Annotated in this window: 19 protein-coding genes and 1 pseudogene; 3 read left to right on the top strand and 17 right to left on the bottom strand. The window is 36.8% G+C overall.

Features of this window, described 5'->3' with window-relative positions:
* Positions 1 to 120 precede the first annotated feature (120 nt).
* From R2R28_RS18510 to R2R28_RS18545, 8 genes are all read right to left on the bottom strand, one after another.
* Positions 121 to 2427, bottom strand: coding sequence for a glycoside hydrolase family 3 N-terminal domain-containing protein (locus tag R2R28_RS18510; RefSeq protein ID WP_316827169.1), 2307 nt, complete (start codon positions 2425 to 2427; stop codon positions 121 to 123).
* 56 nt (positions 2428 to 2483) lie between these two features.
* A complete protein-coding gene (locus R2R28_RS18515) occupies positions 2484 to 3893 on the bottom strand; it encodes a RagB/SusD family nutrient uptake outer membrane protein (RefSeq protein ID WP_316827170.1) in 1410 nt (469 codons plus the stop codon).
* An 11-nt stretch (positions 3894 to 3904) separates the two neighbouring features.
* Positions 3905 to 6817 carry a TonB-dependent receptor gene (locus R2R28_RS18520; protein WP_316827171.1) on the bottom strand — a complete coding sequence of 971 codons (2913 nt, stop codon included), beginning with the start codon at positions 6815 to 6817 and terminating at the stop codon, positions 3905 to 3907.
* Between the two features lie 290 nt (positions 6818 to 7107).
* On the bottom strand, positions 7108 to 9012 hold the full coding sequence (locus R2R28_RS18525) for a 7TM diverse intracellular signaling domain-containing protein (protein WP_316827172.1): 1905 nt from the start codon (positions 9010 to 9012) through the stop codon (positions 7108 to 7110).
* Positions 9013 to 9075: 63 nt separating this feature from the next.
* Positions 9076 to 10380 (bottom strand): HAMP domain-containing sensor histidine kinase, encoded by a 1305-nt coding sequence (locus tag R2R28_RS18530; protein ID WP_316827173.1) that lies wholly within the window; start codon positions 10378 to 10380, stop codon positions 9076 to 9078.
* A gap of 268 nt (positions 10381 to 10648) precedes the next feature.
* Positions 10649 to 11326, bottom strand: coding sequence for a response regulator transcription factor (locus tag R2R28_RS18535; protein WP_316827174.1), 678 nt, complete (start codon positions 11324 to 11326; stop codon positions 10649 to 10651).
* 83 nt (positions 11327 to 11409) lie between these two features.
* Complete coding sequence (locus R2R28_RS18540) at positions 11410 to 12603, bottom strand: aspartate aminotransferase family protein (RefSeq protein WP_316827175.1); 1194 nt, start codon at positions 12601 to 12603, stop codon at positions 11410 to 11412.
* Positions 12604 to 12620: 17 nt separating this feature from the next.
* Positions 12621 to 13343 (bottom strand): LytTR family DNA-binding domain-containing protein, encoded by a 723-nt coding sequence (locus R2R28_RS18545; RefSeq protein WP_316827176.1) that lies wholly within the window; start codon positions 13341 to 13343, stop codon positions 12621 to 12623.
* A 241-nt stretch (positions 13344 to 13584) separates the two neighbouring features.
* On the opposite strand from R2R28_RS18545, the gene R2R28_RS18550 reads away from it, so the two are divergent.
* The 3 genes and pseudogenes from R2R28_RS18550 to R2R28_RS18560 all read left to right on the top strand — a co-directional run bounded on the left by R2R28_RS18550 (position 13585) and on the right by R2R28_RS18560 (position 17361).
* The gene (locus R2R28_RS18550) at positions 13585 to 13812 is read left to right on the top strand and encodes a hypothetical protein (RefSeq protein WP_316827177.1); all 228 of its coding nucleotides are present in this window, start codon (positions 13585 to 13587) and stop codon (positions 13810 to 13812) included.
* A gap of 79 nt (positions 13813 to 13891) precedes the next feature.
* Positions 13892 to 14650: pseudogene (locus tag R2R28_RS18555) on the top strand (GLPGLI family protein).
* Between the two features lie 137 nt (positions 14651 to 14787).
* Positions 14788 to 17361 (top strand): hypothetical protein, encoded by a 2574-nt coding sequence (locus tag R2R28_RS18560; RefSeq protein WP_316827178.1) that lies wholly within the window; start codon positions 14788 to 14790, stop codon positions 17359 to 17361.
* Positions 17362 to 17409: 48 nt separating this feature from the next.
* On the opposite strand, the gene R2R28_RS18565 is transcribed toward R2R28_RS18560, so the two are convergent.
* The 9 genes from R2R28_RS18565 to R2R28_RS18605 all read right to left on the bottom strand — a co-directional run bounded on the left by R2R28_RS18565 (position 17410) and on the right by R2R28_RS18605 (position 24697).
* Entirely contained in the window at positions 17410 to 17850 is a 441-nt protein-coding gene (locus tag R2R28_RS18565) for a hypothetical protein (RefSeq protein ID WP_316827179.1), read from the bottom strand.
* 84 nt (positions 17851 to 17934) lie between these two features.
* Positions 17935 to 18591 carry a hypothetical protein gene (locus tag R2R28_RS18570; protein ID WP_316827180.1) on the bottom strand — a complete coding sequence of 219 codons (657 nt, stop codon included), beginning with the start codon at positions 18589 to 18591 and terminating at the stop codon, positions 17935 to 17937.
* Positions 18592 to 18624: 33 nt separating this feature from the next.
* On the bottom strand, positions 18625 to 19185 hold the full coding sequence (locus R2R28_RS18575) for an RNA polymerase sigma factor (RefSeq protein WP_316827181.1): 561 nt from the start codon (positions 19183 to 19185) through the stop codon (positions 18625 to 18627).
* Positions 19186 to 19299: 114 nt separating this feature from the next.
* Positions 19300 to 20256, bottom strand: a complete 957-nt coding sequence (locus tag R2R28_RS18580) for a transketolase family protein (RefSeq protein WP_109931287.1) — start codon at positions 20254 to 20256, stop codon at positions 19300 to 19302.
* 133 nt (positions 20257 to 20389) lie between these two features.
* The gene (locus R2R28_RS18585) at positions 20390 to 21235 is read right to left on the bottom strand and encodes a transketolase (RefSeq protein ID WP_316827182.1); all 846 of its coding nucleotides are present in this window, start codon (positions 21233 to 21235) and stop codon (positions 20390 to 20392) included.
* Positions 21236 to 21292: 57 nt separating this feature from the next.
* Positions 21293 to 21757 carry a thioredoxin-dependent thiol peroxidase gene (gene bcp / locus R2R28_RS18590; protein WP_316827183.1) on the bottom strand — a complete coding sequence of 155 codons (465 nt, stop codon included), beginning with the start codon at positions 21755 to 21757 and terminating at the stop codon, positions 21293 to 21295.
* Between the two features lie 178 nt (positions 21758 to 21935).
* The gene (locus R2R28_RS18595; protein WP_316827184.1) at positions 21936 to 23669 is read right to left on the bottom strand and encodes a M23 family metallopeptidase; all 1734 of its coding nucleotides are present in this window, start codon (positions 23667 to 23669) and stop codon (positions 21936 to 21938) included.
* 3 nt (positions 23670 to 23672) lie between these two features.
* Complete coding sequence (locus R2R28_RS18600; protein WP_316827185.1) at positions 23673 to 24284, bottom strand: fumarylacetoacetate hydrolase family protein; 612 nt, start codon at positions 24282 to 24284, stop codon at positions 23673 to 23675.
* A 71-nt stretch (positions 24285 to 24355) separates the two neighbouring features.
* Entirely contained in the window at positions 24356 to 24697 is a 342-nt protein-coding gene (locus R2R28_RS18605) for a T9SS type A sorting domain-containing protein (RefSeq protein WP_316827186.1), read from the bottom strand.
* Between the last annotated feature and the right edge of the window lie 21 nt (positions 24698 to 24718).

A 24718-nucleotide genomic window follows, 5' to 3' on the forward strand; every position in this document is an offset into this window, starting at 1 on the left:
GACAAGTAGTCGAAGGATCCGTTGAAAATGTTTCGAAGAATTTTCGACAAGCTCAACATGACAAATTATAATTGAATTTACAGCTTATGATACAGCCTCATATTCAAAAACAGGATTGGTTTAATTGGTGTAATTAAAGTTTATTTTCTGGTCGCCGATCTGGATTTTGAATTCGCCTGCTTCGGTTACCTTTTTGCCTTCTAAATTTACAACGGCAATATCTTCGGGCGTTAAAGTGAAAGTAACTGTCTTGGTTTCGCCGGCTTTTAAGTCGATTTTTTCAAAGCCTCTTAAACGTTTTACATCTGGTGTAATTACACTTGCCACTAAATCAGTGGTGAAAAGCAGTACACTTTCTTTACCTGCTCTGCTTCCGGTATTGCTCAGCTCAACAGAAATGGTTAAAGCTTCGCCGGTTTTTAAGGTATTGCTGCTTAATTTAAGGTTACTGTATTTAAAAGTAGTGTAACTTAAACCCTGACCGAAAACATATTGTGGGTTGTAATCAGAATCGTAGTTATAAACACCTTCTACGGTTTCACGCGCTTCTGAAGGTTTGTGATAATAGGTAAATAAGGCATTCGGGAACTGAGGATAGGTGTAAGGCAGTTTTCCTGATGGATTTACCTCACCAAATAAAATATCGGCCAAGGCATCTGCACCATAGTTGCCTGGAAGATAAGTTTGAACCACAGCACTCATGCTTTTCTCGAACTTACTGATAATCCTCGGACGACCTTCATTTAACACTAAAATAACAGGTTTGCCGGTTGCAGCTATTCTTTTGGCCAGTTCGATCTGCTGATCAGAAATATAAAGATCGCTCAAATTACCGGGAGATTCAGTATAGGTATTTTCGCCTAAACACAATACCACAGCATCTACATCTTTGGCAGCAGCAATGGTTTCATCCATTTTATCGGCAAAATCTTCGAAATATTTACCGTCCATTTTATAGCTTACGCCTGGGAGGTATTTAATGTTATCTGCACCATTTTTATGTTGTAGTGCTTCTAAAATGGTATGATAATCTTTTGCAAATTCTTCTACCTTTTCGCCCTGCCAGCTATACGTCCATGCGCCGTTTAACGTACGCATTGAGTTTGCATTTGGCCCGGTAACCAAAAGTTTTATCCCTTTTTTTAATGGAAGGATGTTATTGGTATTCTTTAATAAAGTGATTGATTCTGCGGCGGTATTATAAGCCGCAGTCTGGAATTCTTTACTTGCAAATTTTGGGTAATCTTTAGGGTTGGTGGTTGGTTTTTCGAATAAACCGGTCGCAAATTTTACCAGTAAAATCCGGCGTACGGCATCATCGATTCTTTCCTGTTTCACTTTACCTTCTTTCACCAAAGCAATCAGGTTATCGCAGAATACTTCGTAGTTATAAGCAATCATGCTCATATCTATTCCGGCGTTAATGGCCAGCATAATTGCTTCTTTATCGTCTTTTGCTATATGGTCTCTTTTGAAAAGATTTTCGATATCTCCCCAATCGGTTACCACCAAACCTTTAAAACCCAATTCTTCTTTTAATAATTTGGTAACGATGTTATAGTTGGAGTGTACCGGAATGCCATTGATAATACCTGAGTTAATCATTACGGTATGTGCACCAGCATCAACAGCCGCTTTAAATTGTGGCAAATGGTATTCTCTTAAAGCCTGATCAGAAATGAAAGCAGGGGTTCTGTCTTTTCCTGTTGTTGGTGTTTGGTAACCTAAAAAGTGTTTTAAAGAAGTTGCTACTTTATAAGGATTAGCCACATTATTATCATCACCCTCATAACCTTTAACCGCTGCTTTTCCTAATTCGGTAACCACATAAGGATCTTCTCCAAAACTTTCCCACTGGCGGGGAAAACGCGGATCGGCACCTAAATCTAAAATAGGGGCAAAGTTCCAGGGAATTGAACTTGCACGGGTTTCATAAGCGGTGATTGAAGCGCCGTTTTTAACCAGGCTGCGGTTAAATGTAGCCGCCTGACCAATTTGCTGAGGGAACATGGTGGCACCAGCAGTATAGGTTGCACCATGTACTTCATCAACACCATAAATTACAGGAATTTTATTTTTGCCTTTTTTAATGGCAACATCCTGAATTTCACTGATGATTTTATACCAAACCTGTGGCGTACGTGCCCTGTTGTTTGAGGTATTTAATACCGAGCCCACATGGTACTGGATTAGCGCTTTGTCCATTGCTGCTTTATCGAGCGTAAAAGGCTCATCGCTTTCGAAGCGGCTTTTACCTGTGCCGATTACATCTAGGGTTATTTGTGCCATCTGACCCACTTTTTCTTCAAGGGTCATTTTGCTTAATAAAGCATCAATTTTAGCCTGGTTTGTGTTTTTGATTTGGGCCTGGGTGCTGATTAAGCTTCCCATTGCCAGAAGTGAGAGCAGGGTTCTTTTAAACATCATAGGGGTTGGGTTATAAAACAAAGGCGACCTTGGCCGCCTTTGTTTTAATATAGAAATTAACGTAGGTTAGGGTTTCTGTCCAATTCTGATTGTGGAATCGGGAATAACAGGTTCGCTGTGCTAATGTTGTAATTCAATGAATTACCGTTACCATCTTTTTGAGCATTCATTACGGTAACGGCTCTGTTTGTTCTTAATAAATCGAACCAGCGATGTCCTTCAAATGCCAGTTCCAAGCGGCGTTCTTTTTCGATAGCCAAACGCATAGAAGCCTGATCTGCTGCCGGCGTTACACCTAAATTTACACGATTACGCACCTCGTTTACGATTGTTGCAGCTGCAGACCATCCAGAAGCACTTAATTCGTTTAATGCCTCTGCTTTTAATAACTTAATATCAGCCAAACGGATTAAGTAAGTATCTGTTTTATCATCCGCTCTGTACTTGTTTACATGCGGATATACTGCAGGGTTTTTCCAATAATCATCATCCCATCCAACTCCATCAATCAAAATGCTTGATTTTTTGCGAACTACATCTTTTTCAGCATCAAATGTGCTTACCAAATCATTGGTTGGTGTATTAAATTTTTTCCATCCGGCACCAAAAAGCTGACTTGGCATCCAGTTGCCATGTAAACCACCCCAGCCATCATATTGCATTTCCCAAATTGCTTCTGAGTTGTTTTTGTGGTTTTGATCCCATAAGAAATCGTAGTTTGTTACTAAAGAGTACCCACCACCGATAACAGCATCGGCATAAGTGCTTACTTTATTCCAATCGGGATTGGCTTTAGTTGCATATACCTTAGCTAAAAGCGCATTGGCAACGCCTTTTGTCATTAATCCTTTGTTTGGTGCAGCTATACGTGCATTGGCTGCACCATATTCAAGATCTGTTATGATTTGAGTATAAATGGCATCAACGCTTGCTTTTGGTGGAGAAAACTCTTCAGTTGTTGAAGGGATTTTTAATACAAGGGGAGCAGCACCGAATAACCTTACCACATTAAAATACATGTATGCACGTAAAATCCTGGCCTCTGCAAGGATTTGTTTGCGCCTGTCGTTTACATCTAATTTTGGATCCTGTATGTTAGGAACGTTATCTGTTACCAGGTTGGCATTTTTGATATCTTTATACAACGCGGTATAATCCCTGGTTACGTTTGCATTGGTGTTTACCACTTTGAAAAGATCAATCTGGATATTATCTGGGTTATCACCACCAGCATAGCAGTTATCAGCAGTAGCATCACCATTGGTCATAAAATCCATAATGTGATAATCATTGTACATGCCATCATAAACACCCTGGATCAATTTTTCTGCTGCTGCGGCATCTGCAAAGGCAACATCCGGTGTTACCTGGCTAATGGGTTGCTTATCCAGAAAGTCTTTTTTACAACTGCTTAATGCCATTGTAACAGCACTTACTGTAATTAATGAATATATTTTAAGTTTCATCTTCGTTTAAATTAAAAGCCTACGTTAACACCAAATAAGAAAGTTCTAGCTTGTGGATATGTTCCATAATCGATTCCCATAGATGGACTATTTCCATCATAACGCTGTACCTCAGGATCGAAACCTGTGTATTTGGTAAAGGTTAACAAGTTATAACTGGTTGCAAATACCGTTACTTTGCTCATATTTAATTTCTTCAACAGATCCGAGCTGAAGTTATATGATAAAGTAGCTGATTTTAAGCGCAGGTAAGAGCCATCTTCCACAAATCTGCTTGAAGTACGCGAGTTATCAGTCTGACCTTTTGATGCTTTGGGGATATCGGTAATTTGACCTGGAGTTGTCCATCTGTTTAATACTGCAGTTGATTGGTTTTTTGAATCATAAAGACCTTCAAGATCAATGCGTGATGCATTAAAGATATCGTTACCCTGTACGCCCTGGAAGAAGAACGACAAGCCGAATGAACCGTAATTTAAAGTATTGTTCATCCCGTAAGTGAACTTAGGTTGTGCATTTCCGATGTAAGTACGGTCTGCTGCGGTTATTTTACCATCATTGTCTAAATCAGCAAATTTAGCATTACCATTCGCCGGATCTACACCCTGATAAACGTAACCATAAAAAGCACCAAGTGGTTTACCAACTTCTACCCTGATGGCTGCATCGCGGCTATCGATACCACCAAAATTAATCGAAGTTAAAGAATTACCTAAACTGGTTACTTTATTGCGGTTTAAAGAGAAGTTTAAGTCTGTAGACCATGTAAATTTATCTTTAACTATGTTTTTTGTTGATAATACAAACTCAAAACCTTTGTTTTCCATTGATCCAACATTTCTGGCCTGGGTATCAAAACCTGTACTAAGGGCCAAGGGAACATTTAACAGCAGATCGTTAGTTTTTTTAATATAGGCATCAGCTGTAAAGGTAATTCTCGAGTTAAACATGCTTAAATCTAAACCCACATTGGTTTGCGTGGTTTTTTCCCATGTTAAATCAGGATTGGCCAATTGAATAAAGTTGTAAGAACCAGAAGTAGTTGGTTGATATAATGCTAAATAAGCATAATCTCCAATACCTTCATCGTTCCCCACTTTACCCCAGCTACCCCTAATTTTTAAATCGTTAATGGTTTTACTCTCTTTCATAAAGTTCTCACCAGAAATACGCCATCCGATTGATGCAGATGGGAAGTAACCGTAACGGCCTTCTTTTGCAAAACGTGATGAACCATCTGCACGGAAATTAGAACTAAACAGGTATTTACCATCATAAGCATAAGTTACACGGGCTAAATAAGAACGCTTAGACCATTGTGCAAAAGATGGAATGGTTAAAGCTACAGAGGTAGCAGCTGGTAATAAATTTTTGTTTGCATCCAGGTATTTAGAATCTTCATAATTATAATACTTGTAATCAGATTCTTGTATGGTCATACCGCCGGTAGCTGTAAAAGCATTTTTGCCAACGTTTTTGGTATAGTTTACAATATTTTCATTTAACCATACATTATCTTTCGTTCTGTTGCTCTGGTAACGTCCTTGTTGTGTTCTTCCGTACTCAGAAGTAAAAGGATCTAAGAAATTCTGATAACGGTTTCTGTTTAAATTGGTACTGATGCTCGATTTAAAGAATAAATCTTTGGTAAAATTGATCTGCGCAGCAAACGATCCTAAGAAACGGAAATTGTTGGTTCCGTTGGTCATACGGTAAGCATAAGAAATTGGGTTTTCCCAACCACCCTGGTTAGGGTTACCTGCATATTGCCCGCTACCATCCGGATTGTAAATTCCAATAGTTGGAGGAGTTGATAATGCGGCTAAAATTACGCCACCACCAGCAACACCACTGTTATCGCCAACATCAACCGATTTTCTGTAAGTTAAAGCTGCTGTACCCGTTAATTTTAACCAGCTGGTGATATTCTGAGAACCATTAAAGTTAACCGTATATTTATCTAACACAGCAGGAGCAACAGTACCTTTATCTTGTTGGTAACCACTTGAGAAGTAATACTGACCTCCTTTAATGCCTCCTGATAAAGAAACCTGGTAGTTATTCTGTGTTCCGGTACCAAAGGTAACATCCTGCCAATCGGTATTTTGGTTGCCGAATGCAGTGTAGCCCATTTCCTTAAGCAAGGCATTGTATTGGTCGCCGTTTAAAACATCAAGTTTCTGCCATAGGTTAGAAAAACCAGTAAAAGCATTAAAACCTACCCTCAATTTATCTGCACTTCCTTTTTTTGTTGTGATTAAAACAACTCCATTTGCACCACTAGAACCATAAATGGCTGCTGCTGAAGCATCTTTTAAAATGGTTAAAGTTTCAATGTCTGATGGATTTAAGAAATCTGCATTTCGTGAAGTTACCCCATCAATTACATAAAGCGGACTGTTAGAGCCTGTAATTGAAGTGTTCCCCCTAATGCTTACCGATACACCAGCACCAGGCTTACCCGATTGCGAAATTACCTGAACACCTGCTGCCTTACCTTGAATAGCCTGTAGCGGATTGGTAACAGGCTGGTTTTCGATATCTTTTGCTGAGATAGAAGTTACAGCTGTAGTTAAATCTTTTTTGGTTGTGGTACCGTACCCGATAACCACCACCTCATTTAACTGTTGGTTATCATCAGATAAGGTAATGTTTAGTGTTGTGCGATTATTTACTGCTTCTTCAATCGTTTTGTAACCAATAAATGTAAATTCTAAAGTTGAGTTTTGGGGAGCGCTGATTGTATAGGCCCCGTTTTCTGTAGTAGAGGCACCTTGGTTAGTTCCTTTCACCTTTACAGATACACCAGGCAGTGGTAATCCTTGCTTGTCTTTTACCAGACCTTTTATGGTAATATTCTGCGCCATACTCAGAGAGATACCGCAGAGAATACACACCATAAGCAATGTAAACTTTTTTCTCATAATTTTGCTCTTGTTAATAATATATGCGGTAAAGTTAACACCGTATTAATGTTAAATACAAGTTTTTTGAATGTTAAATTTTGTGTAACTAATTGATTTTTAGTTATTTGTATTGATTTCGATACGCTTTAATACCGTGATGTAAAAACGTGTTTTAGTGCTGATAATCAGCATTTAAGTAGCTCAGAAGAATGGTGCTCCGGTAGCAATTTGATACGCTTAAATACCCTTCCGTTTCTTGAGAAAAAAGGTATAAAACAAACAATATTGTGACGAATGAAAGGCTGTAATTATTCGATTACAAGCTGGCTCCAGCCGTTTTTAGCTGTTTTTTTCAAAGTTTTCTTCCGGTCATCCATCACTTTTTTAATGCGTGATCCGAATGTCCAGCAGGTACTTTGCCTGATTGAGAGCAGTTCTGATAGTTTATGGGAGGAGATTTTTCCTTTTGAAGAATAAATGAGGAAGATCATATAAAATGCTTTATTGATCGGGATGCGTGTATTGTGGAAAATGGTGTAGGTGGTTACCGATTCTTCATAACCACATTTACTGCAGCGGCGGCTATGTAAAATATGTCCGGCAAAATAATGGTCATTACTGCATTTGCGGCAGTGGTAACCATTGCTCCATTTTAGTTCGGCAAGAAATTCATAACAGGTTTCTTTGTCAGGATAAATTTTACTGAATTCTTCAAAACCCACCTCTGTCGACATTACCCGGTCTCTCGTTACCTTTTCTACACTGGTTTGCAGTTCTTCATTGTCATGCTCCAGCAGCACATTCATTCGCGAAATTTCCTCTGCCTGTTGTTGTAAAAGAGAGTTGGCTTCTTCCAGTGCCTGGTTTTTGCTTTCGATGATGAGCGATTTATGGTAAGCCTCGCGGGTGCGCTCTTCTACCTTGCTTTCAAGCTCCTGATTGATGCTGTCTTTCAGTTTGGCATTTACCGCCATCTGCCTGATAATTTTCTGTTGTGCTTTATCTTTTTTAACTTTTAGGATCCGCACTTTATCGCCTATGGCAAAGGATAGAAAGATCATTTCGAGCACGAAACAAAAACTCAGACTGTAATAACTAATGGCCCCAAAATTAAGCCAGGCAATACCTAGCATGATCAGGAATTTAAGTGTAAAGCCTGCAAAAAGGAAACTATAGCCTAAAACAAAGAAACGGGCTGGTTGGTAACCTTTTCGGTAAATATAAATGCCCGTAAAAAAGGCTACAGATAATGGAATGGCCTCAATAAATTTATAACTGAACAAGGTTTGATCGAACAGATAACAATAGATGAAGAAAACAATCCTGCAAACAATAATACCAAAGATAAACCGGTTTAATTTTGGCGCTTTGGCCTTAACATACAAAAGCTCGCGGGTAAAGAGAAGTGCAAAAATACTGGTAGCACATAAAGCAAATGCATAAGCAACCTGATTCCATGCAGGTGCGTTCGGCCATAAATACTGATAGGCAATGCCATCGGTACTCATTTCGAAAAAGCCTACACTTAAATTATAGAGTACATAATAAAGGTACTGTTTTTGCCTGATGGCGATAAAAATGATGAGGTTATAGAAACTGAAAACCAGGATCATCCCGTAAAAAATACCAAAATAGAAATACTCATCTAAAGCATAAGAAATAAACCATTCGGTAGTTCTCAATACGATGATAATATCGGCAATTTGAGAGGAGTTGATTTTGAAATAATAGGTTTGAGTTTCGTTTCCATCGTTTTGGATCGGAATTTCGAAGTTTTTATGGTGAATGAGCCTTTTATCAAATTGATTGGCATCTCCCAGCTTTTCTACCGTGTATTTTTGATCAGGTTGTGGAATATAAGCCGTAATGTGATCAATCGTTTGATCGAAGAATTCGAGAATAAATGGCTTGCTTGCAAGCTCATTTTGCTTAATTTTAATCCTAAACCAGTAAGTTCTGTTGAGTTGTTTGGTTTGTGGGGTGCTGCTTAGGCTTGCTTTAAATTTATGATCGGAGGCTTTACTTTTAATATCCTCAAAAGTATAGTGATTATCTGCATCTTCCAATACCTCAATTTCTTTAAAGGTAAAGATATGTTGTGCAACTGAATCCTGCATTTCTACTATTTTCTGTGCTTTTAAGCTTGAAACAGAAAACAATAACACGATAACAGCGAAATAAGGAAAACGCTTTAAATAAGTTGGTGCCAGCATGATTTACAAAGGTACAAATTTGCAATGATGCCGGATCAATCAGGTTATCAGCCGAATTTCATTTTAAAAAATTAAGGAGATACTGGTTCCTTTGTGCTCTGAAGATTTTATATCGACCTTAATTTTATGAAATTTCGCAATACTTTGAACAATAGCAAGTCCTAATCCAAAGCCGTTTTCTTCGCTATTTCCTCTTTTAAAGCGGTCGAAGGCATTTTCAACCAGTTCAGCACTCATGCCCGAGCCGGTATCGTTGATGGTAAGAATGTATTTTTCGGCCTCGGTTTTATCCGTAATGGTTATTGAACCCCCATTAACATTATATTTGATCGCATTATTAATAATATTAATCAGCAAGGTGTGAATTAAAGCTTTATTCCCGGTAAAATGGAAATCTTTTGTAAGATTGGCCTGGTAACTGATGTTCTTATCCATAATACGATCTTCAAGGTCCTCATGAATATCCGTTATTTCCTGTTTTAGGCTAATTTCTTCGGTTTTTAAGTATTGATTGTTCTCTACCTTTGAAATTAACAATAAGCTATTGATAATCAGCTTTAAACGATTTAATGTTTTTAAAGAAGCATAAATTTTATTTTCGTGCTCTACCGGAATATCGGGCGTGTTGAGCATATTCTCGAAACGTGTACTTAAAATGGAGATGGGCGTAAGCAGCTCATGTGATACATTGGCAATAAACTGTTTCTCTAGAGCGAAAAGCGTGTTTATTTTTCGCATTAATGAGTTAATGCTATTATCGAGAATTTTAAAATCGTTGGTACTGGTTGGGATGTTTTGATAGTTATAATGTGACGGATCATCAACCAGGTTGATTTTTTTATCGATAATAAGGTAAAAAGGTTTCAGCAGGAAGTTGGAAAAGGTAAAATCGGCAACCAAAGTAATCAACAAGGCAGCTACCAATACAATCAGCATGTAAAACCTGATGGAATTTTTAATCGATTGGAGGGTAGTCATGGTTTCGCCAATTTCAAGGTTGTACCAGTTGGTATGGTATGAGAATTTATAGTTCAGGATGCGATAAACTTCTACATCGCCTTCAATTTCTCTTTTTTCGGTAAAAACCTTAGCCGTAGAATCTTGCTGACCATCGGGTATGTCAGTCAAAACAATAAATTCTTCCTTTAAAATGTTATAATCGGTAAATGATTGTTGTTTATTTAAAAGGCTATCAATCTCATCATCATTTAAATGCTCGATAATTTTGTTTTTCTTTTTTATTAAACGATTATCGAGTTGGTTATAGGCAAGTTTGTCTAAAGAAAATAAAATAATGGCACCTAATACCAGGATGATGGCAATTTTGGTTACTGCATTATATAAAGAAAATTTAACCTGTAACTTCATGCAAATGGATGATGTTTTATGTAAAATGGATGAGGGTTCATTTATCGTTGGGTTAACTGGTTAATTGTTCCAGGTGCGTAAATGCAAACTTAACATGGTTCATGGTTTTATAGTTGATGGTTCATGTTGGAATTGCCTGCTTTCCATAACCTCAAAAATTTGGTTATTGTAGATCGGCTATATCATACTAATCATTTGACCATGATCTATCAAGCCATAAACCATCAATCCGTTAATTTCCGACCTCGGACTCCTGACTTTTCGAGTTCTAACAATTAATCCTGTACCCGATACTTCTCACCGTTTCAAACCAATCTGTAGGGCTTACTGCGGCCAGTTTTTTACGGAGGTTTTTAACGTGTACATCAACAAAATTCGAATCAGAGTTTACTTCTAAAATATCGCCCCAAACATGTTCTGTTAAACTCATACGGGATACCACACGATTTTTATTCAGTACCAGGTAATTAAAAATCTCAAATTCCTTTTTGGTGAGGCTTAATCTTTCATCACCAAAGGCAACGGTCCTGTTCTGGATATTGAGCAGAAAATCATGAACATTGATTTCATTTTTTTCTAGCTTGTGTTTTCTGCGGGTAATGGCGTGCATCCTTGCCAAAAGCTCATTCAATGAAAATGGTTTTGGTAAATAATCGTCTGCACCTTCATCAAGGCCTTTAATACGATCGTCTACGGCACTACGGGCTGTTAAAATAATTACGGCATCATCACGGTCTTTAGTCGCTTTTAGCTGTTTTAAAATATCGAAACCATCGCCATCCGGCAAGCCTAAATCGAGTAAGATGAAATCATAACTGTTCACAAATATCTTTTCTTCCGCAGAAGATTTTTTCCAGGCATGCTCTACAATAAAGCCTTCTTTACTTAAGAATTCATCCATTTCAAGCGCGAGGCTTTTTTCATCTTCAACGATTAGTACATTCATTTCAGTAGATAGTTTTCAGTTTACAATTTTCAGTTTATGCTATCATTAGTTAATATATCGCTTTCAGCTTGGCGCTTTATGCTTTATTCTTCTAAAACGAAGTTAATATTTTTTAAGATGATCGCGCAGGCTTCTTCAATTTCTTCTTTGCTAATAATTAGAGGAGGAGCAATGCGCATGGAGTTGCTGCAGTGCAAAAACCAATCGGATAAAACGCCATCAAGGATACAAGCATCGATGATTTTTTTGTTGGTTTCGAAGTTTTCAAATTCAACGGCAAGCATCAATCCCTTTCCCCTGATTTCTTTAATGGCAGGATGTTGAAGAAGCTGTTTGAATAATTGTCCTTTCTCTTCCACTTCATCAACAATACGATTATCAACAAGTGTACGTAAAGTAGCCAAACCTGCGGCGCAACAAACCGGATGGCCGCCAAAAGTTGTCATGTGGCCCAAAATAGGTGTATGCGATAAAACGGACATGATTTCGAGTGAACTGATAAAAGCGCCGATCGGCATTCCGCCACCAATTCCTTTGGCGAGTAGTAAAACATCGGGTACAACCTGATAATGTTCAAAAGCAAACATTTTACCGCTGCGGCCAAAACCGGATTGTATTTCATCAAAGATTAATAGCGTTCCGGTTTCAGTACATTTTACTCTTAAAGCCTGTATATAAGCTAAATCGGCTACACGTATTCCGGCCTCACCCTGAATGGGCTCTATAAAAACAGCGGCGATTTCCGTAGTGATTTTTTCGAGATCAGCAATATTATTGTGCGCTATAAAGCTCACGTGGGGTAAGAATGGGCCATATCCTGAAGAATAAAAATCGCTTTCCATTAAACTTTCAGCACCCTGGGTACTGCCATGGTAAGCATTTTTACAGGCAATAAAGCCTTTACGACCTGTATAACGTTTGGCCAGTTTCATGGCGCCTTCAACCGCTTCTGTTCCTGAATTTAAAAAATAGGTGCAGCTTAAACTCGGTGGTAAAATATCGGCAAGGGCTTTGGCAAAATTTACCTGTGGCGTTTGCACATATTCGCCATAAACCATCAGGTGCATGTAAGTTTCGGCCTGTTTTTGGATGGCTTCAACTACGGCCGGGTGGCAATGGCCTACATTACTTACACCGATACCGGCGATCAGATCTAAATGTTTTTTATCGGCAGCATCGTATATAAAAACACCTTTTGCCCTAACAAATTCAAGCATAAGTGGTTCAGGAGAGGTTTGTGCATTGTGTTGTAAAAACAACTGTCGTTGGGTAAGCATGGCACAAAAGTACGGATTTAAGAAAGATTCTTTTTCTTCTTCGACATCTTATGATAAAAATCCAGGAACTTTCTACCGATAGTGATCCTGATGCCATTGTTCATAATGATGTAGGATCTTTCTAAAGTTGCAATCTGGTTTTCTGCAATAATGAATGACCTATGCACCTGGGAAAAACCTTTTTCTACAGATAATAAAGCTAAAGCTTCGGAAAAGCTTGAATTAGATAATATGGTTTCCTGCTGTAAATAAATCTTAATCAATCTTTCCCGGGCCTCAACGGCATAAATTTTATCCAGTTTGATTTTTATAAACCTGTTTCTTTGCTCAGTACTTTTTAACAGAATGAAATCACTTGCTTTTTCTGTTTGCGCTTTAGCATGACCTGTAAATATTTTTTTAATGATTTGATCAAATTTTGTATAAGAAAATGGTTTTAACAAAAAACCATCTGCTTCTAACTCATAAGAATGAATAGCATAATCAGAATGAGCTGTAACAAACACCAGTTTATGGGTTTTATGCTTGATTAATTTTGCCACTTCAAGGCCGTTCATAGTTGGCATTTCAATATCGAGAAATATGATGTCAACTGGTTTTTTAAGGATTTCGATTTCCTGGAGTGCTTTATCAACATTGATGTATGATTTCAATAATTTGAGCTCGGGCTGGGCAGCAATATAATCGGTTATGATTTCTAAAGCTGAAAATTCATCATCAATGGCAAGGCAAGTATACATATCCCTAAATATTTAAAGCGTTTAATTATTTTATTCGGGGATGTTTGATCCTAAGTTAATTGTTCAGTTTCAATTTAACAAATGAATAGAATTTAAGAAAACATGAAAATGGTCGTTCATGTCGCCTATGGTTGTTCGTGTTGATTAGATGGTAGTCGGTGCAGAAAATTTTATTTTAGTTTTTTTAAAATGAGGTTTGAGGAACAATTAATCAAATAATTAACCTTAAAACCTAAAAAAAATGAAGAAAATTTTAGTTGTAATGATGATGTGCCTGATGAGTGTTGGCGCATTTGCTAGTGAAATTATGGTTATTACAAAAAATGAGCAGAGTAACCTATTTATGTGTAGAGCAACAATTATGCAATACGATGCAGACGGAACACATAGTTGTAACTACGTGGCCTATGGAGATACATGTGCAGAAGCAATGGCTAATGCTAGAGCATTGCAAGCAGAATGCGAATAATAATTATTCGACCTCGGCCCCTTTTTCAATATTTGAAAAAAGGGGCTGATTTAAAAGTATTATAAAAAATCTTAATAAAATGACTTGGAATACTAGGATTATATTTACAGCAGTATTTTTATTTATCTCGGTTTTTTCAAAAGCCCAAATATCTGGTACAGTAAGTTATAAACTAACTGTGGTTGATGCAGTTTTAAATTCAACAAGTACAATAAATTCTGTATTATATATTAAAGATAATAAATCTTTACAGGTGAATCTCAGTAAAGATATTAAGCCACAAGATTTGGATGAAAATATTAGGATTGATGTTTTCAAAGGTCGGACTAAATTTGTTCTTAAAGATTTTAAAAGTAAGACATTACTACTATCCGATAACATAGTCGTTAAAACCTATTTAATCGATGATTCTTTAGCAAATTTTAAGTGGAAAATTACCAAAGAAAAAAAACAAATTCTTGGTTTTAAATGTATCAAGGCATTATTAGAATTTAGAGGTAGATCATACATATCATGGTTTGCCAATGATATTCCGATTTAAAATGGGCCATGGAAATTTTGTGGTTTACCAGGATTAATCGTTAAAATCAACGATGATAAAAACATTTTTACTTATGAACTAACTGGTATAGATTTAAAAACCAAATTAGCAAAAAATATTATTACAATTCCTGCCAGCTATGCGAAAGACAAACCTATTACGCACAGGGAATTTATTGCTTTGTTAAATAAAAAAACAGCAGATTTTGAAAAGATGGCTAAAGTAGTTAATACGGGAAAAAATGGTGGGTGGTCATCTGGTACAGTTGTTTTAGCAACTAAGCAGGAAAAATTTTAAATGAAAATTGGATTTATTGTCATTTTTCCGTGTTTCTTAAATGTTCCCGAAAAACAAGCAAAATTTTAATGGTCAGGTGGTTTATTATTTTAGCTTTTCTCTTTCTTTATAATATAGTCTTCGGTCAAACCGTACAATTGGCTGGAATTATAGCTTCAAGTAACGAAAAATTGCCTTCCGCTTCCATTCAACTTAAAACTTTCGAAAGTGAAGAACTCTTATTTTATGGTTTTTCTGATGATGATGGGAATTATAGCATCGGCGGCAAAATAGATCAATCTGCTAAATTCCTCTTGATTGCCGCATATATTGGTTACAAAAAGGATACACTGATTATTACCCGTAATGATCTGATAAAGCAAGCAATATTCAAGCACAATTTCTCGCTAACAGAAGATAAAAAGCAGCTTGATGAGATTTACATCAAAGCGCCTAATGCCATTCAGATAAATAATGATACCACAACCTATAACGTTCAGCGTTTTACAAGTCCTGAAGATCGAAATCTGGAAAGTGTGATAAAGAAGATGCCCGGTATGGAAGTAAATAAGGATGGGACAATCTTTTTTAAGGGTAAAAAAATTAGTCGGGTATTATTGGAAGGTGATGATTTAACCGCAGAGGGTTATAAAGCCATTACCAAAAACCTTAAACCCGAATTTGTTGAAGAAGTACAGGCATTGGAGCATTATGTTGAAGATAATTTACTTAAAGGCATTATTAATAGTGATGACATCGTTCTTAACTTGAAAGTCAAGAATAAAAAAGCAAAGAAAATCATTGGAAGTGTGGATGCCGGGCTTGGCACAATCGAAAGACGACAAATTTCCACTAATCTTATTTCATTTATAGATAAAACCAAAGCATTTGCTTTTGTAAATCACAGTAATTTAAATGGAGAATTGAACAGTAATATTTTGAATTTAGTAGATGAAAACAGAAAATTTACTGGTAATAACCAAATTATCAAACACGAAATCGGTACTTATAATCCTTTTGATGCAACCCTTTATACTATAAATAATACAACTCAAGGGAGTTTAAATGCAATAACCAGGATAACAGACAGATTTAAAATTAATTATTCGCTTTTTTATTCTTGGAGTAAATTGTTTGGACAAACATCAGTACAGAATACCTATTTTCCACCGAATTCTATCTATACAGAAGATAACGATAATCGAACGAGTTTAAATAAAACATTTAAGGGTGATTTTAGTGCTGATTATCTTGTTAAAAAAAATGCCCGTTTTTGGGCTAAATTTGTCTATAAACAAGAACCGAAGCAATTTAACAGTACTGCTTTTTCCATTTTTAATGAGATGATTGGCGATAGTGTTCTTCAAAATCAATCAGATTTAAACCGAAATTTTAATGGCCAGTTAAAATATACAATTAAGGCAAATCAAAAAACTGCTTATCTTTTCTCTGCAAGAATTTTGGCCGATGATGTAGGTCAAACTTACAAAACAAGCTCTCAACTTTACAAGAGTATACCAGTATTTAGTGGTGCTCAAAATCTAGTTCAAATGATTAATAATCAAAATTTTAAACTTAAACTGGATTTTGAGGGATTAAAAAGGCATAACAAGAACTTCCTTTACCTAAATATTGGCAATGAGATAAATCACTTTAAAATAAACTCCAATTTATTCAAGATAAATGAGGGTAATCAGGTTTTAATGGGAAGTGATTTTATAAATGATAACCTATTTAAAGTTAATCAAAGTTATATTGATGGAAAATACGTGTATGATAATCAGCCCATAAAAGTTACAGCTCAATTAAAATCAACATTACAGTTTTTGCAAAACATGGGTAAGGATAGTACCTATTTAATTTTAGAGCCACGTTTATCATTATCATATAAACCTAACCAGGTCCAAAATATATCATTAACGTATAATTATAAAAATAATAATCCACAGCCTATCGAGTACTACGAAAATTATATTCTTACCGACATTAGAAATCTAAATAGTGGTTTGACTAATTTTTATAACTATAATACTCATACAGCAGGCTTAAGCTATGGTTATAATGATTTTTTTAATAGTTATTTCATTATAAATGTTGCTTTAAATGGAAGTTATAGTAGATACGGATTTTTGTATACCAATTTCTTCCAAAACACTTTGAATTACTCCGAAAAACAACCCTATAAGGGGATTAAAACCTTTAATGCCAATATTAATACTAAAAAATTCATTCCATTACTTTCTATTACATTAACCGGAAGTTATGCACCTTCTATTACAAATTATTATAGTCAATTTGGTAGTGGTGTAAAAAAATATACTTCTATTAACCACTCGCTAAACGCTAAAATTAATACAGGTTTTGATCTGCCGGTTAATTTTGGAATTGGTACGGAATTGATGTTAAATAGAACAAAAAATGAGGGTATTAAAATTGCAGCAAGTAACGCTTATAAATATAGTTTAGAGTATAGGTATAAAATCAGTGATCAGATTTTTAACTTTTCATCATACAATATGTATAGAATGAATGGTCAGAACTTTAATCTGATTGATACAGAACTTCAATATAATCCTACAAAAGGAAGTTTTAAGTATAGTATACAAGGAAAAAACCTGGCGAACCTTAAAGCTTTTACCAATCTGAACATCAGTGAAGTAACTTCAACAAATTATTCATCTTCCATTTTGGGCAGGTATATTATGCTTAACGTATCCATGTCGATAAAGTAGCGCCATTCCTTTAAACAAAAAAGACCTACATCGCTGTAAGTCTTTTTGTTATGACTTTTGACCGCCTTTATACCTGTTGAGCAGTTCGCGTTTAAAACCTTCCTGGGCCCTGTAAAACTTGCCTACCACTTTAATCGGCAAAGACGATTTAAATTTATTGTAATATTTTTTATCCAGGTTGAGGTCTTTTTGTTTAAAATCGAACTCGCTGGTAATTAAACTCTGCACTTGTGCATCGGTTAAATTATCAATTTCGGTTGTTTTACGGAAAGAGATCATTTTTTGCATGCGTTCTTTGCGCAGGGCATTTTGTTCTTCCTGCATATCGTTATAAATCGGCCAGAAAATTTTGGCTTCTTCGGGAGATAAATCCAGTTTTTGGGTAAAAAAAGCTATTTTAAGTGATTCTATTTCTTCTCCTTTTGGTCTCTGAGCCAATAAGGTAGTGGGTAATAAAAACATTAAAGCAACAAAAAGTAAATTCTTCATTTTCATCAATTTGTTATTGTTTTCAATTGTGATGAAGCGATCATGATTTGGTATGCATTTTATTCGGTAGATCATGATGGTTCATTAATTATTTAATTCCTGAGATAAATCGTTTGATGAGAAATTGCTCAGGATGTAGTTTTCCATTTCTGTATCTGAGGCAGAAGTAGTTTTTATATTAGATGATGCCGCATTCTGAGCTTCTAAATGATCAATGATGGTACTTTCATCAATGTCGTATAACATTTGTTCATTCGCAGCTTCTGCCGACTGTACTTGCTGAACGTCATTAGATGATCCATTCTGATAAAAATATACACCAAACGAAGCCATTAAAACGAAACATGCAGCACTTGCATATTTAACGATGTTGCGTCGCCATAAAGGAATAATCCTTGCTTCTTTTTTTGGTGCTGCTGCTGCAATTCTATCCGTAATCCTATTTTGTAAAGTGTCAAAGTAGTTTTCGGGTACGGCAAAAGTATTTTCTGCCTTCGGCATTTCTGCAAGGGCAATGCGGGTTTGTATCCGTTCTGTTAATTCTTCAAAATAATGCTGCGGAACGTCAAAATTATTGTCATTTGTTTTCTGTTTCAATCCATCTAAAAAGACTGCAGAAAAAATGGCCTCATCACTATTTTCAAAATATCCATCTGGAACGGAGAAAGGATTGCGTTTCCCCATGGCCGCAAGGGTAGGGGCTTCGTTTATCCAATCGTTATTTTCTATATTTTCGTTCATCACAGATATATGATACAATTAAAGTGAAAAGGTTTAATAGTCTATTTCATCATTTGTAATAAAAGCTTCAATTTTTTTTGCTGCGATGTGAAATGATGCTTTTAAAGCCCCAACGGATGTACCCAAAACCTCCGAAATTTCTTCATATTTCATATCATCGAAATATTTCATATTGAAAATGATCCGTTGTTTTTCAGGCAGGGTGAGAATTGCCTTTTGCAGTTTGAGTTCGAGCTTATCACCATTGAAATAGGATGAGGCAACCAGGTTATCTGCGAGCTCAGATGATACTTCGTCTAGAGGTGTATTATTGCGCTGTTTCTGCTTGTTTAAAAAGGTAATCGATTCATTGGTGGCAATGCGGTAAATCCAGGTGTAGAGCTGAGAATCGCTTCTGAATTTCTCGAGATTTTTCCAAACTTTAACAAATACTTCCTGCAACAGGTCGTCGCAATCATCGTGGTTTAACACCAACCTGCGGATGTGCCAGTATATTTTTTGCTGATATTTTTTTAATAACAGGTTAAAGGCTTCATTACGCGTGCGCTCTACGGCAAACAGTGCAAGGATTTCTGAATCTTCAACTTGTTTCATTATATATAGATTTGAGATGTGAGAATGGAGATGTGAGACATTAGACATAAGATTAGCTTAGACACAAAGTGTCTGCAATCTCACATCTAATTTCTCATATCTAATGTTTCAAATCTATTTTTTTCTGCCAATTACTTTTTGAACAGCTTCCACAATGTTCACCGCATCTAAGCCATATTTGGACATTAATTGATCTGGTGTTCCGCTTTCGCCAAAAGTATCATTAGTAGCTACAAACTCTTGTGGCGTTGGTAATTCAGTAGTTAATAAACGGGCAACGCTTTCGCCTAAGCCACCAAATTTGTTATGCTCCTCGCAGGTAACCACACAACCGGTTTTTTTAACTGATTTTAATATGGCTTCGTCATCCAAAGGTTTAATGGTGTGGATGTTGATAATTTCAGCATCAATACCCAGTTCAGCTAGTTTCTCACCAGCTTCAATTGCTTTCCAAACCATGTGGCCGGTAGCAATAATGGTAACATCGGTTCCTTCGTTAACCATCCAGGCTTTACCAATTTCAAATTTCTGATCAGGATCTGTAAATACAGGAATAACCGGACGGCCAAAACGTAAATAAACAGGGCCTTCGTATTCTGCAATGGCTAAAGTTGCTGCTTTAGTCTGGTTATAATCACAAGGATTGATGACCACCATTCCTGGCAACATTTTCATTAAACCAATATCTTCTAAAATCTGGTGAGTTGCACCATCTTCGCCTAAGGTTAAACCCGCGTGAGATGCACAGATTTTAACGTTTTTATTAGAATAAGCTACTGATTGACGGATCTGATCGTAAACACGACCGGTAGAGAAGTTAGCAAAAGTACCTGTGAAAGGAATTTTACCACCAATAGTCATACCTGCTGCAATACCGATCATGTTTGCTTCTGCAATACCAACCTGGGTAAAACGCTCAGGAAAATCTTTAATAAAAGCATCCATTTTAAGCGATCCAACTAAATCGGCGCATAAGGCAACCACATTTTCGTTTTTCTTACCAGCCTCATGTAAGCCAGCACCAAAACCCGAACGTGTATCTTTTTTTTCTGTATATGTATATTTTTTCATACCCCAAACCCCTAAAGGGGCTTTCTTTATTAGTGTAAATTTTAATTTTTTTTAGCTCTAATTTAAGCACAAGGTAGGTAGCGCTATCTATTTTTTTACCTTGCTGTTAGTTCCCCCTTCAGGGGGTAGGGGGTTAATAATCCCCTAAAGTTTCGGGTAATTGTGCCAAAGCTGCAGCTAATTGCTCATCATTTGGTGCTGTACCGTGCCATTTGTGAGAACCCATCATATAATCTACACCAGCACCCATTTGTGTGCTCATTAAGTTTAAGATTGGTTTGCCTTTTCCTGTTAAGGTTTTAGCATAATGCAATCCCTCTACAATAGCCTGCATATCGTTACCATCGGTATTGATTACATGCCATCCAAAAGCTTCGAACTTATCCTGAAGACTATCTAAAGAAAGTACTTTTTTAGTTGGACCATCAATTTGTTGACCATTATAATCCACACTGCAGATTAACGTATCTAACTCATGGAATGGCGCAAACATTGCAGCTTCCCAGTTTTGGCCTTCCTGTAATTCACCATCACCGTGTAAGGTAAAAACATAAGATTTATCGCCATTTAACCTTTTGGTTAAAGCAGCACCGATGGCTACAGACATACCCTGACCCAATGAGCCGGAAGCTACGCGGATTCCTGGTAAGTGCTCGTGAGTAGTTGGGTGACCTTGTAACCTGGAATCCAGTTTACGGAAAGTTGCCAATTCACTTTTATCGAAATAACCTGCATGCGCAAGTGTACTGTACCAAACCGGAGAAATATGCCCGTTAGATAAGAAGAATAAATCTTCGCCAACACCATCCATTGTGAAATCTTTATTGTGGTTTAGGACTTCGAAATACAAGGCGGTAAAAAAATCGGCGCAACCCAATGAACCACCTGGGTGGCCAGATTGACATCCGTGAACCATTCTTACGATATCTCTTCTGATCTGAGAGGCGATATCTTCTAGCTCTTTAATTGTATGTTTCATTAAAATAAGAGGTTGTTGTTACATAGCAAAGGTAATATTTTACCCGCTATATCATAATTAGTTATTGATTAAATCGAGTACTTGCTGTGTTGAGTTTTTAGTATCAACTTTTTTGATGATGTGTGCAATTTTGCCATCACCATCTATAATAAATGTGGTACGTACAGTACCCATATATTTCTTGCCATACATGTTTTTTTCTGCCCAAACACCATAATCGTTCACGATTTTCTGATCGGTATCAGCTAATAACGTAAATGGTAGGTTATGTTTGGTTACAAATTTTTGGTGCGATTTTTCATCATCAACACTTACACCTAAAACCACAATGCCTTTGGCCTGTAAACCCTGATAATTATCTCTAAAATCGCAGGCCTCTGCCGTGCAGCCCGGGGTATCGTCCTTCGGATAGAAATAAAGAACAACCGTTTTGCCTCTGTAATCGCTTAAAGAAACTTCGATGCCATTTTGATCTTTCGATGTAATTGCCGGTGCCTGATCACCTTCTTTTAACGCTGCCATATATTATAATGATTGAATTTTGAATGTTTTAATGATAGAATGTTTAACCATGTGCAATTTAAACAGTTTAATGTATTATACTGTTCGTGATATGTTAAAAGATGACATTTCTGAGTTCAAGGCCTAAAAACTGATACGAATATGATCTTGAAATCATTTAATCTTAAAAATCCTGTTCCTATTTAGAGAAATTTACAGTATATTTTCTCGTATTTTCTTTCATATCCACTACAACCAGTTCTAATGTATGCTTGCCAGAAGTTGTTCTTTCGTCGAAACTGTGCCATAATGTTGCCGTTTTGGTATCAAACTCCATTAGTGTCCATTTGCCATCTATATACCCGTTAAAGCTTTTTATACCAGATAAATTATCACTTATTTTAAAGAATATTTTAGATAAACCAGCCATGTTTTTTCCTTCTGAAATATTGACCGGCAAAATCCTTGGGGCAATGGTATCCGTAGCAATATAAAAGTTGCCGAAGTTTTTTGGTGTAGCTTTAACATAGCCATTATCAAAGCTGCCACCTTGCGATGAACCATTTGAATTTACAATCAGTGCCTTGCTTCGTAGGTTTTCAGGCAGATTATCGGCCTTAATCCAGAGGTCGAAACCAATGTGTAATGGAGTATAGCGGTTATGGATCTGGTGCACTGCCGACCAGGCGTTACCTGCTGGCCTTGGTAATTTTTTATAAGTGAAATTTAAATCGCTATATAACGTACCGAGCGGGAAAACCACTTTCACATCTTCAGCATTAAATTCGTTTACCTTATTATATGGATAAATCATTCCGGCGGGTACAATTGGTGCAGCAATAGGCGCCGAACCTGCGTTTACCGTAAAAGGTAAAACCGATGTATTTCCTTTCGAATCGGTAATCATGTAGCGGAGTTGATGTTGCGCACCATCGTTAAAATTAATACGGCCGTTATTAATCAATCCGCTATAAATTTTTAAAGGATTACCCGGATCTACAAAACTTTTCTGGATGCTTCTTTTACTGTTTAAATAGGTTGGATAATCAATATGAGAGTTAATGGCCTTACTGTCTTCAAAAGCAAAACGTTCCAACGCCGAAGTGTACACCATTTTACCATCAACCTCTAACTGAATAGAATATACGCCATTTGTGCCCGATAAACCGTTGTGGCGATCGGTTACTACAATGCCAAATCCCGCCTCGCCTGTTAAATTGATTGGGGTTGTGGTTTTAAAACGGCCATTTGCACCTGTAATGGCAATGGCCTGTTTGGGCGTAGATTCGTTAAAAGTTTTACCATTTAAGCGGTACACATATAAACCATGGATTACCGGAGGGATATTATCAGGGATCGCAATTCCGAAAAACTGCGGATTGATGGTTTCTTCTGTTTTCGTATCCCTGATTTCGAAGTGTAAATGAGGGCCGCCAGAACTGCCGCGGTTACCCGACCAGGCAATAATTTCACCTTTATGTACCGGAATTAAGGTTGCATCAGGAAATTCGTCAATCTCAAAAGATTTTTTTTCGTATTCGAGGTTTTTAACAATGGTTGCAATTTTTGGCGCGAAACGTTGTAAATGACCATAAACCGTTGTAAAACCATTTGGATGGTTGATGTACAATGCCTGCCCGAAGCCACTGTTCTGTACCCTTAATCTCGAAATATATCCATCAGCCACTGCATAAACAGGATAACCTTCACGCTGGTTCGTTCTGAAATCTATCCCTGAGTGAAAATGGTTGCCTCGTATTTCGCCAAAAGAGCCTGCAAGGGCAGGAGGGATAATATCCAAGGGCTGCCTGAAATCGGTAATCGGGTATTTATTGTTACTGAAAATCTGTTGTGCCTGAACAAAAGTTGAAGCAATTAGAAAGCAAATTGAAATGGAAAATCTTAACTTGTACTGGATCGGCTTTTTACTCATTCGTTACTTTACATCAAAATTTAAAAGTTGCTTTCCTTCCAACCATGCTTCTAGTTTATCGCCACGGTTTGTTTTGCCAACTCCTTGTGGCGTTCCGGTGAAAATTAAATCGCCTTTTTTTAAGGTGATGTATTGCGAAACAAAACTGATTATCTTCTCGAACGAGAATAATAAATCTTTAGTATGGCCAACCTGACGGCTTTCTCCATTTACTTTTAATTCGAAATTTAAGTTATAAAGGTCTTCGAAATCGCTTTTTGCAGTAAAAGTGCTGATAGGCGCAGAGTTATCAAAAGCTTTGGCCAGCTCCCAAGGCAATCCTTTTTCCTTATGTTTGCTTTGAATATCACGAGCTGTAAAATCGATACCTAAACCCACTTCATCATAATAACTGGCCGCGAACTTTTCGGCAATGTGTTTCCCTTCTTTACAGATTTTTAAAACTACTTCCAGTTCGTAATGTACATCATCAGAAAAATCTGGAATGTAAAAAGGCTTATTGTCTTTTAAAACTGCAGTATCAGGTTTCAGGAAAATTACCGGCGTAGTTGGTACCGGATTGTTCAGCTCTTTTGCATGTTCGGCATAGTTTCTGCCAATGGCGATTATCTTCATCTTAAAATTTATATATGAGAAAATAGACGAGGTTAAACCCACGTCAATCAAAAATAGAAAACAAAATGGTCTTATAAAACTGAGATCCGTTTTACCTGGCTTTCTGACCCTGCAATTACCCTTAAAAAGTAGATGCCTGGATTTATTCTGCTTGGGATATTGAATGTTTTAGTTTGCTCGCCGGAATTTAAACGTTCGTTGGCAAGCGTTGCTACTTCATTACCTAATAAATCGATGATTTTAATAGTCGTTTGAGTGCCATCTTTTCCAATAGAGAGGATAATGTTGAGCTGTTCTTCTACCGGATTGGGATATATTTTTACGATGGTTAACAATTTATCTTTAACTGCAACCGTTGTATTTTTAGGAGTTGTTGAATAACTGTTGAACATTGCCGGGCCTCCTATAGACATATAAAGCGGTTTATAAGGAGT

Origin of the sequence: Pedobacter miscanthi (assembly GCF_032678605.1) — a bacterium.
In the GTDB taxonomy this organism is placed as follows: domain Bacteria; phylum Bacteroidota; class Bacteroidia; order Sphingobacteriales; family Sphingobacteriaceae; genus Pedobacter; species Pedobacter miscanthi_A.

Coding starts and splice junctions, on each gene's coding strand:
- R2R28_RS18510 (WP_316827169.1), bottom strand. CDS start 2,427: ATGATGTTTAAAAGAACCCTGCTCTCACTTCTGGCAATGGGAAGCTTA.
- R2R28_RS18515 (WP_316827170.1), bottom strand. CDS start 3,893: ATGAAACTTAAAATATATTCATTAATTACAGTAAGTGCTGTTACAATG.
- R2R28_RS18520 (WP_316827171.1), bottom strand. CDS start 6,817: ATGAGAAAAAAGTTTACATTGCTTATGGTGTGTATTCTCTGCGGTATC.
- R2R28_RS18525 (WP_316827172.1), bottom strand. CDS start 9,012: ATGCTGGCACCAACTTATTTAAAGCGTTTTCCTTATTTCGCTGTTATC.
- R2R28_RS18530 (WP_316827173.1), bottom strand. CDS start 10,380: ATGAAGTTACAGGTTAAATTTTCTTTATATAATGCAGTAACCAAAATT.
- R2R28_RS18535 (WP_316827174.1), bottom strand. CDS start 11,326: ATGAATGTACTAATCGTTGAAGATGAAAAAAGCCTCGCGCTTGAAATG.
- R2R28_RS18540 (WP_316827175.1), bottom strand. CDS start 12,603: ATGCTTACCCAACGACAGTTGTTTTTACAACACAATGCACAAACCTCT.
- R2R28_RS18545 (WP_316827176.1), bottom strand. CDS start 13,343: ATGTATACTTGCCTTGCCATTGATGATGAATTTTCAGCTTTAGAAATC.
- R2R28_RS18550 (WP_316827177.1), top strand. CDS start 13,585: ATGAAGAAAATTTTAGTTGTAATGATGATGTGCCTGATGAGTGTTGGC.
- R2R28_RS18565 (WP_316827179.1), bottom strand. CDS start 17,850: ATGAAGAATTTACTTTTTGTTGCTTTAATGTTTTTATTACCCACTACC.
- R2R28_RS18570 (WP_316827180.1), bottom strand. CDS start 18,591: ATGAACGAAAATATAGAAAATAACGATTGGATAAACGAAGCCCCTACC.
- R2R28_RS18575 (WP_316827181.1), bottom strand. CDS start 19,185: ATGAAACAAGTTGAAGATTCAGAAATCCTTGCACTGTTTGCCGTAGAG.
- R2R28_RS18580 (WP_109931287.1), bottom strand. CDS start 20,256: ATGAAAAAATATACATATACAGAAAAAAAAGATACACGTTCGGGTTTT.
- R2R28_RS18585 (WP_316827182.1), bottom strand. CDS start 21,235: ATGAAACATACAATTAAAGAGCTAGAAGATATCGCCTCTCAGATCAGA.
- bcp (WP_316827183.1), bottom strand. CDS start 21,757: ATGGCAGCGTTAAAAGAAGGTGATCAGGCACCGGCAATTACATCGAAA.
- R2R28_RS18595 (WP_316827184.1), bottom strand. CDS start 23,669: ATGAGTAAAAAGCCGATCCAGTACAAGTTAAGATTTTCCATTTCAATT.
- R2R28_RS18600 (WP_316827185.1), bottom strand. CDS start 24,284: ATGAAGATAATCGCCATTGGCAGAAACTATGCCGAACATGCAAAAGAG.
- R2R28_RS18605 (WP_316827186.1), bottom strand. CDS start 24,697: ATGTCTATAGGAGGCCCGGCAATGTTCAACAGTTATTCAACAACTCCT.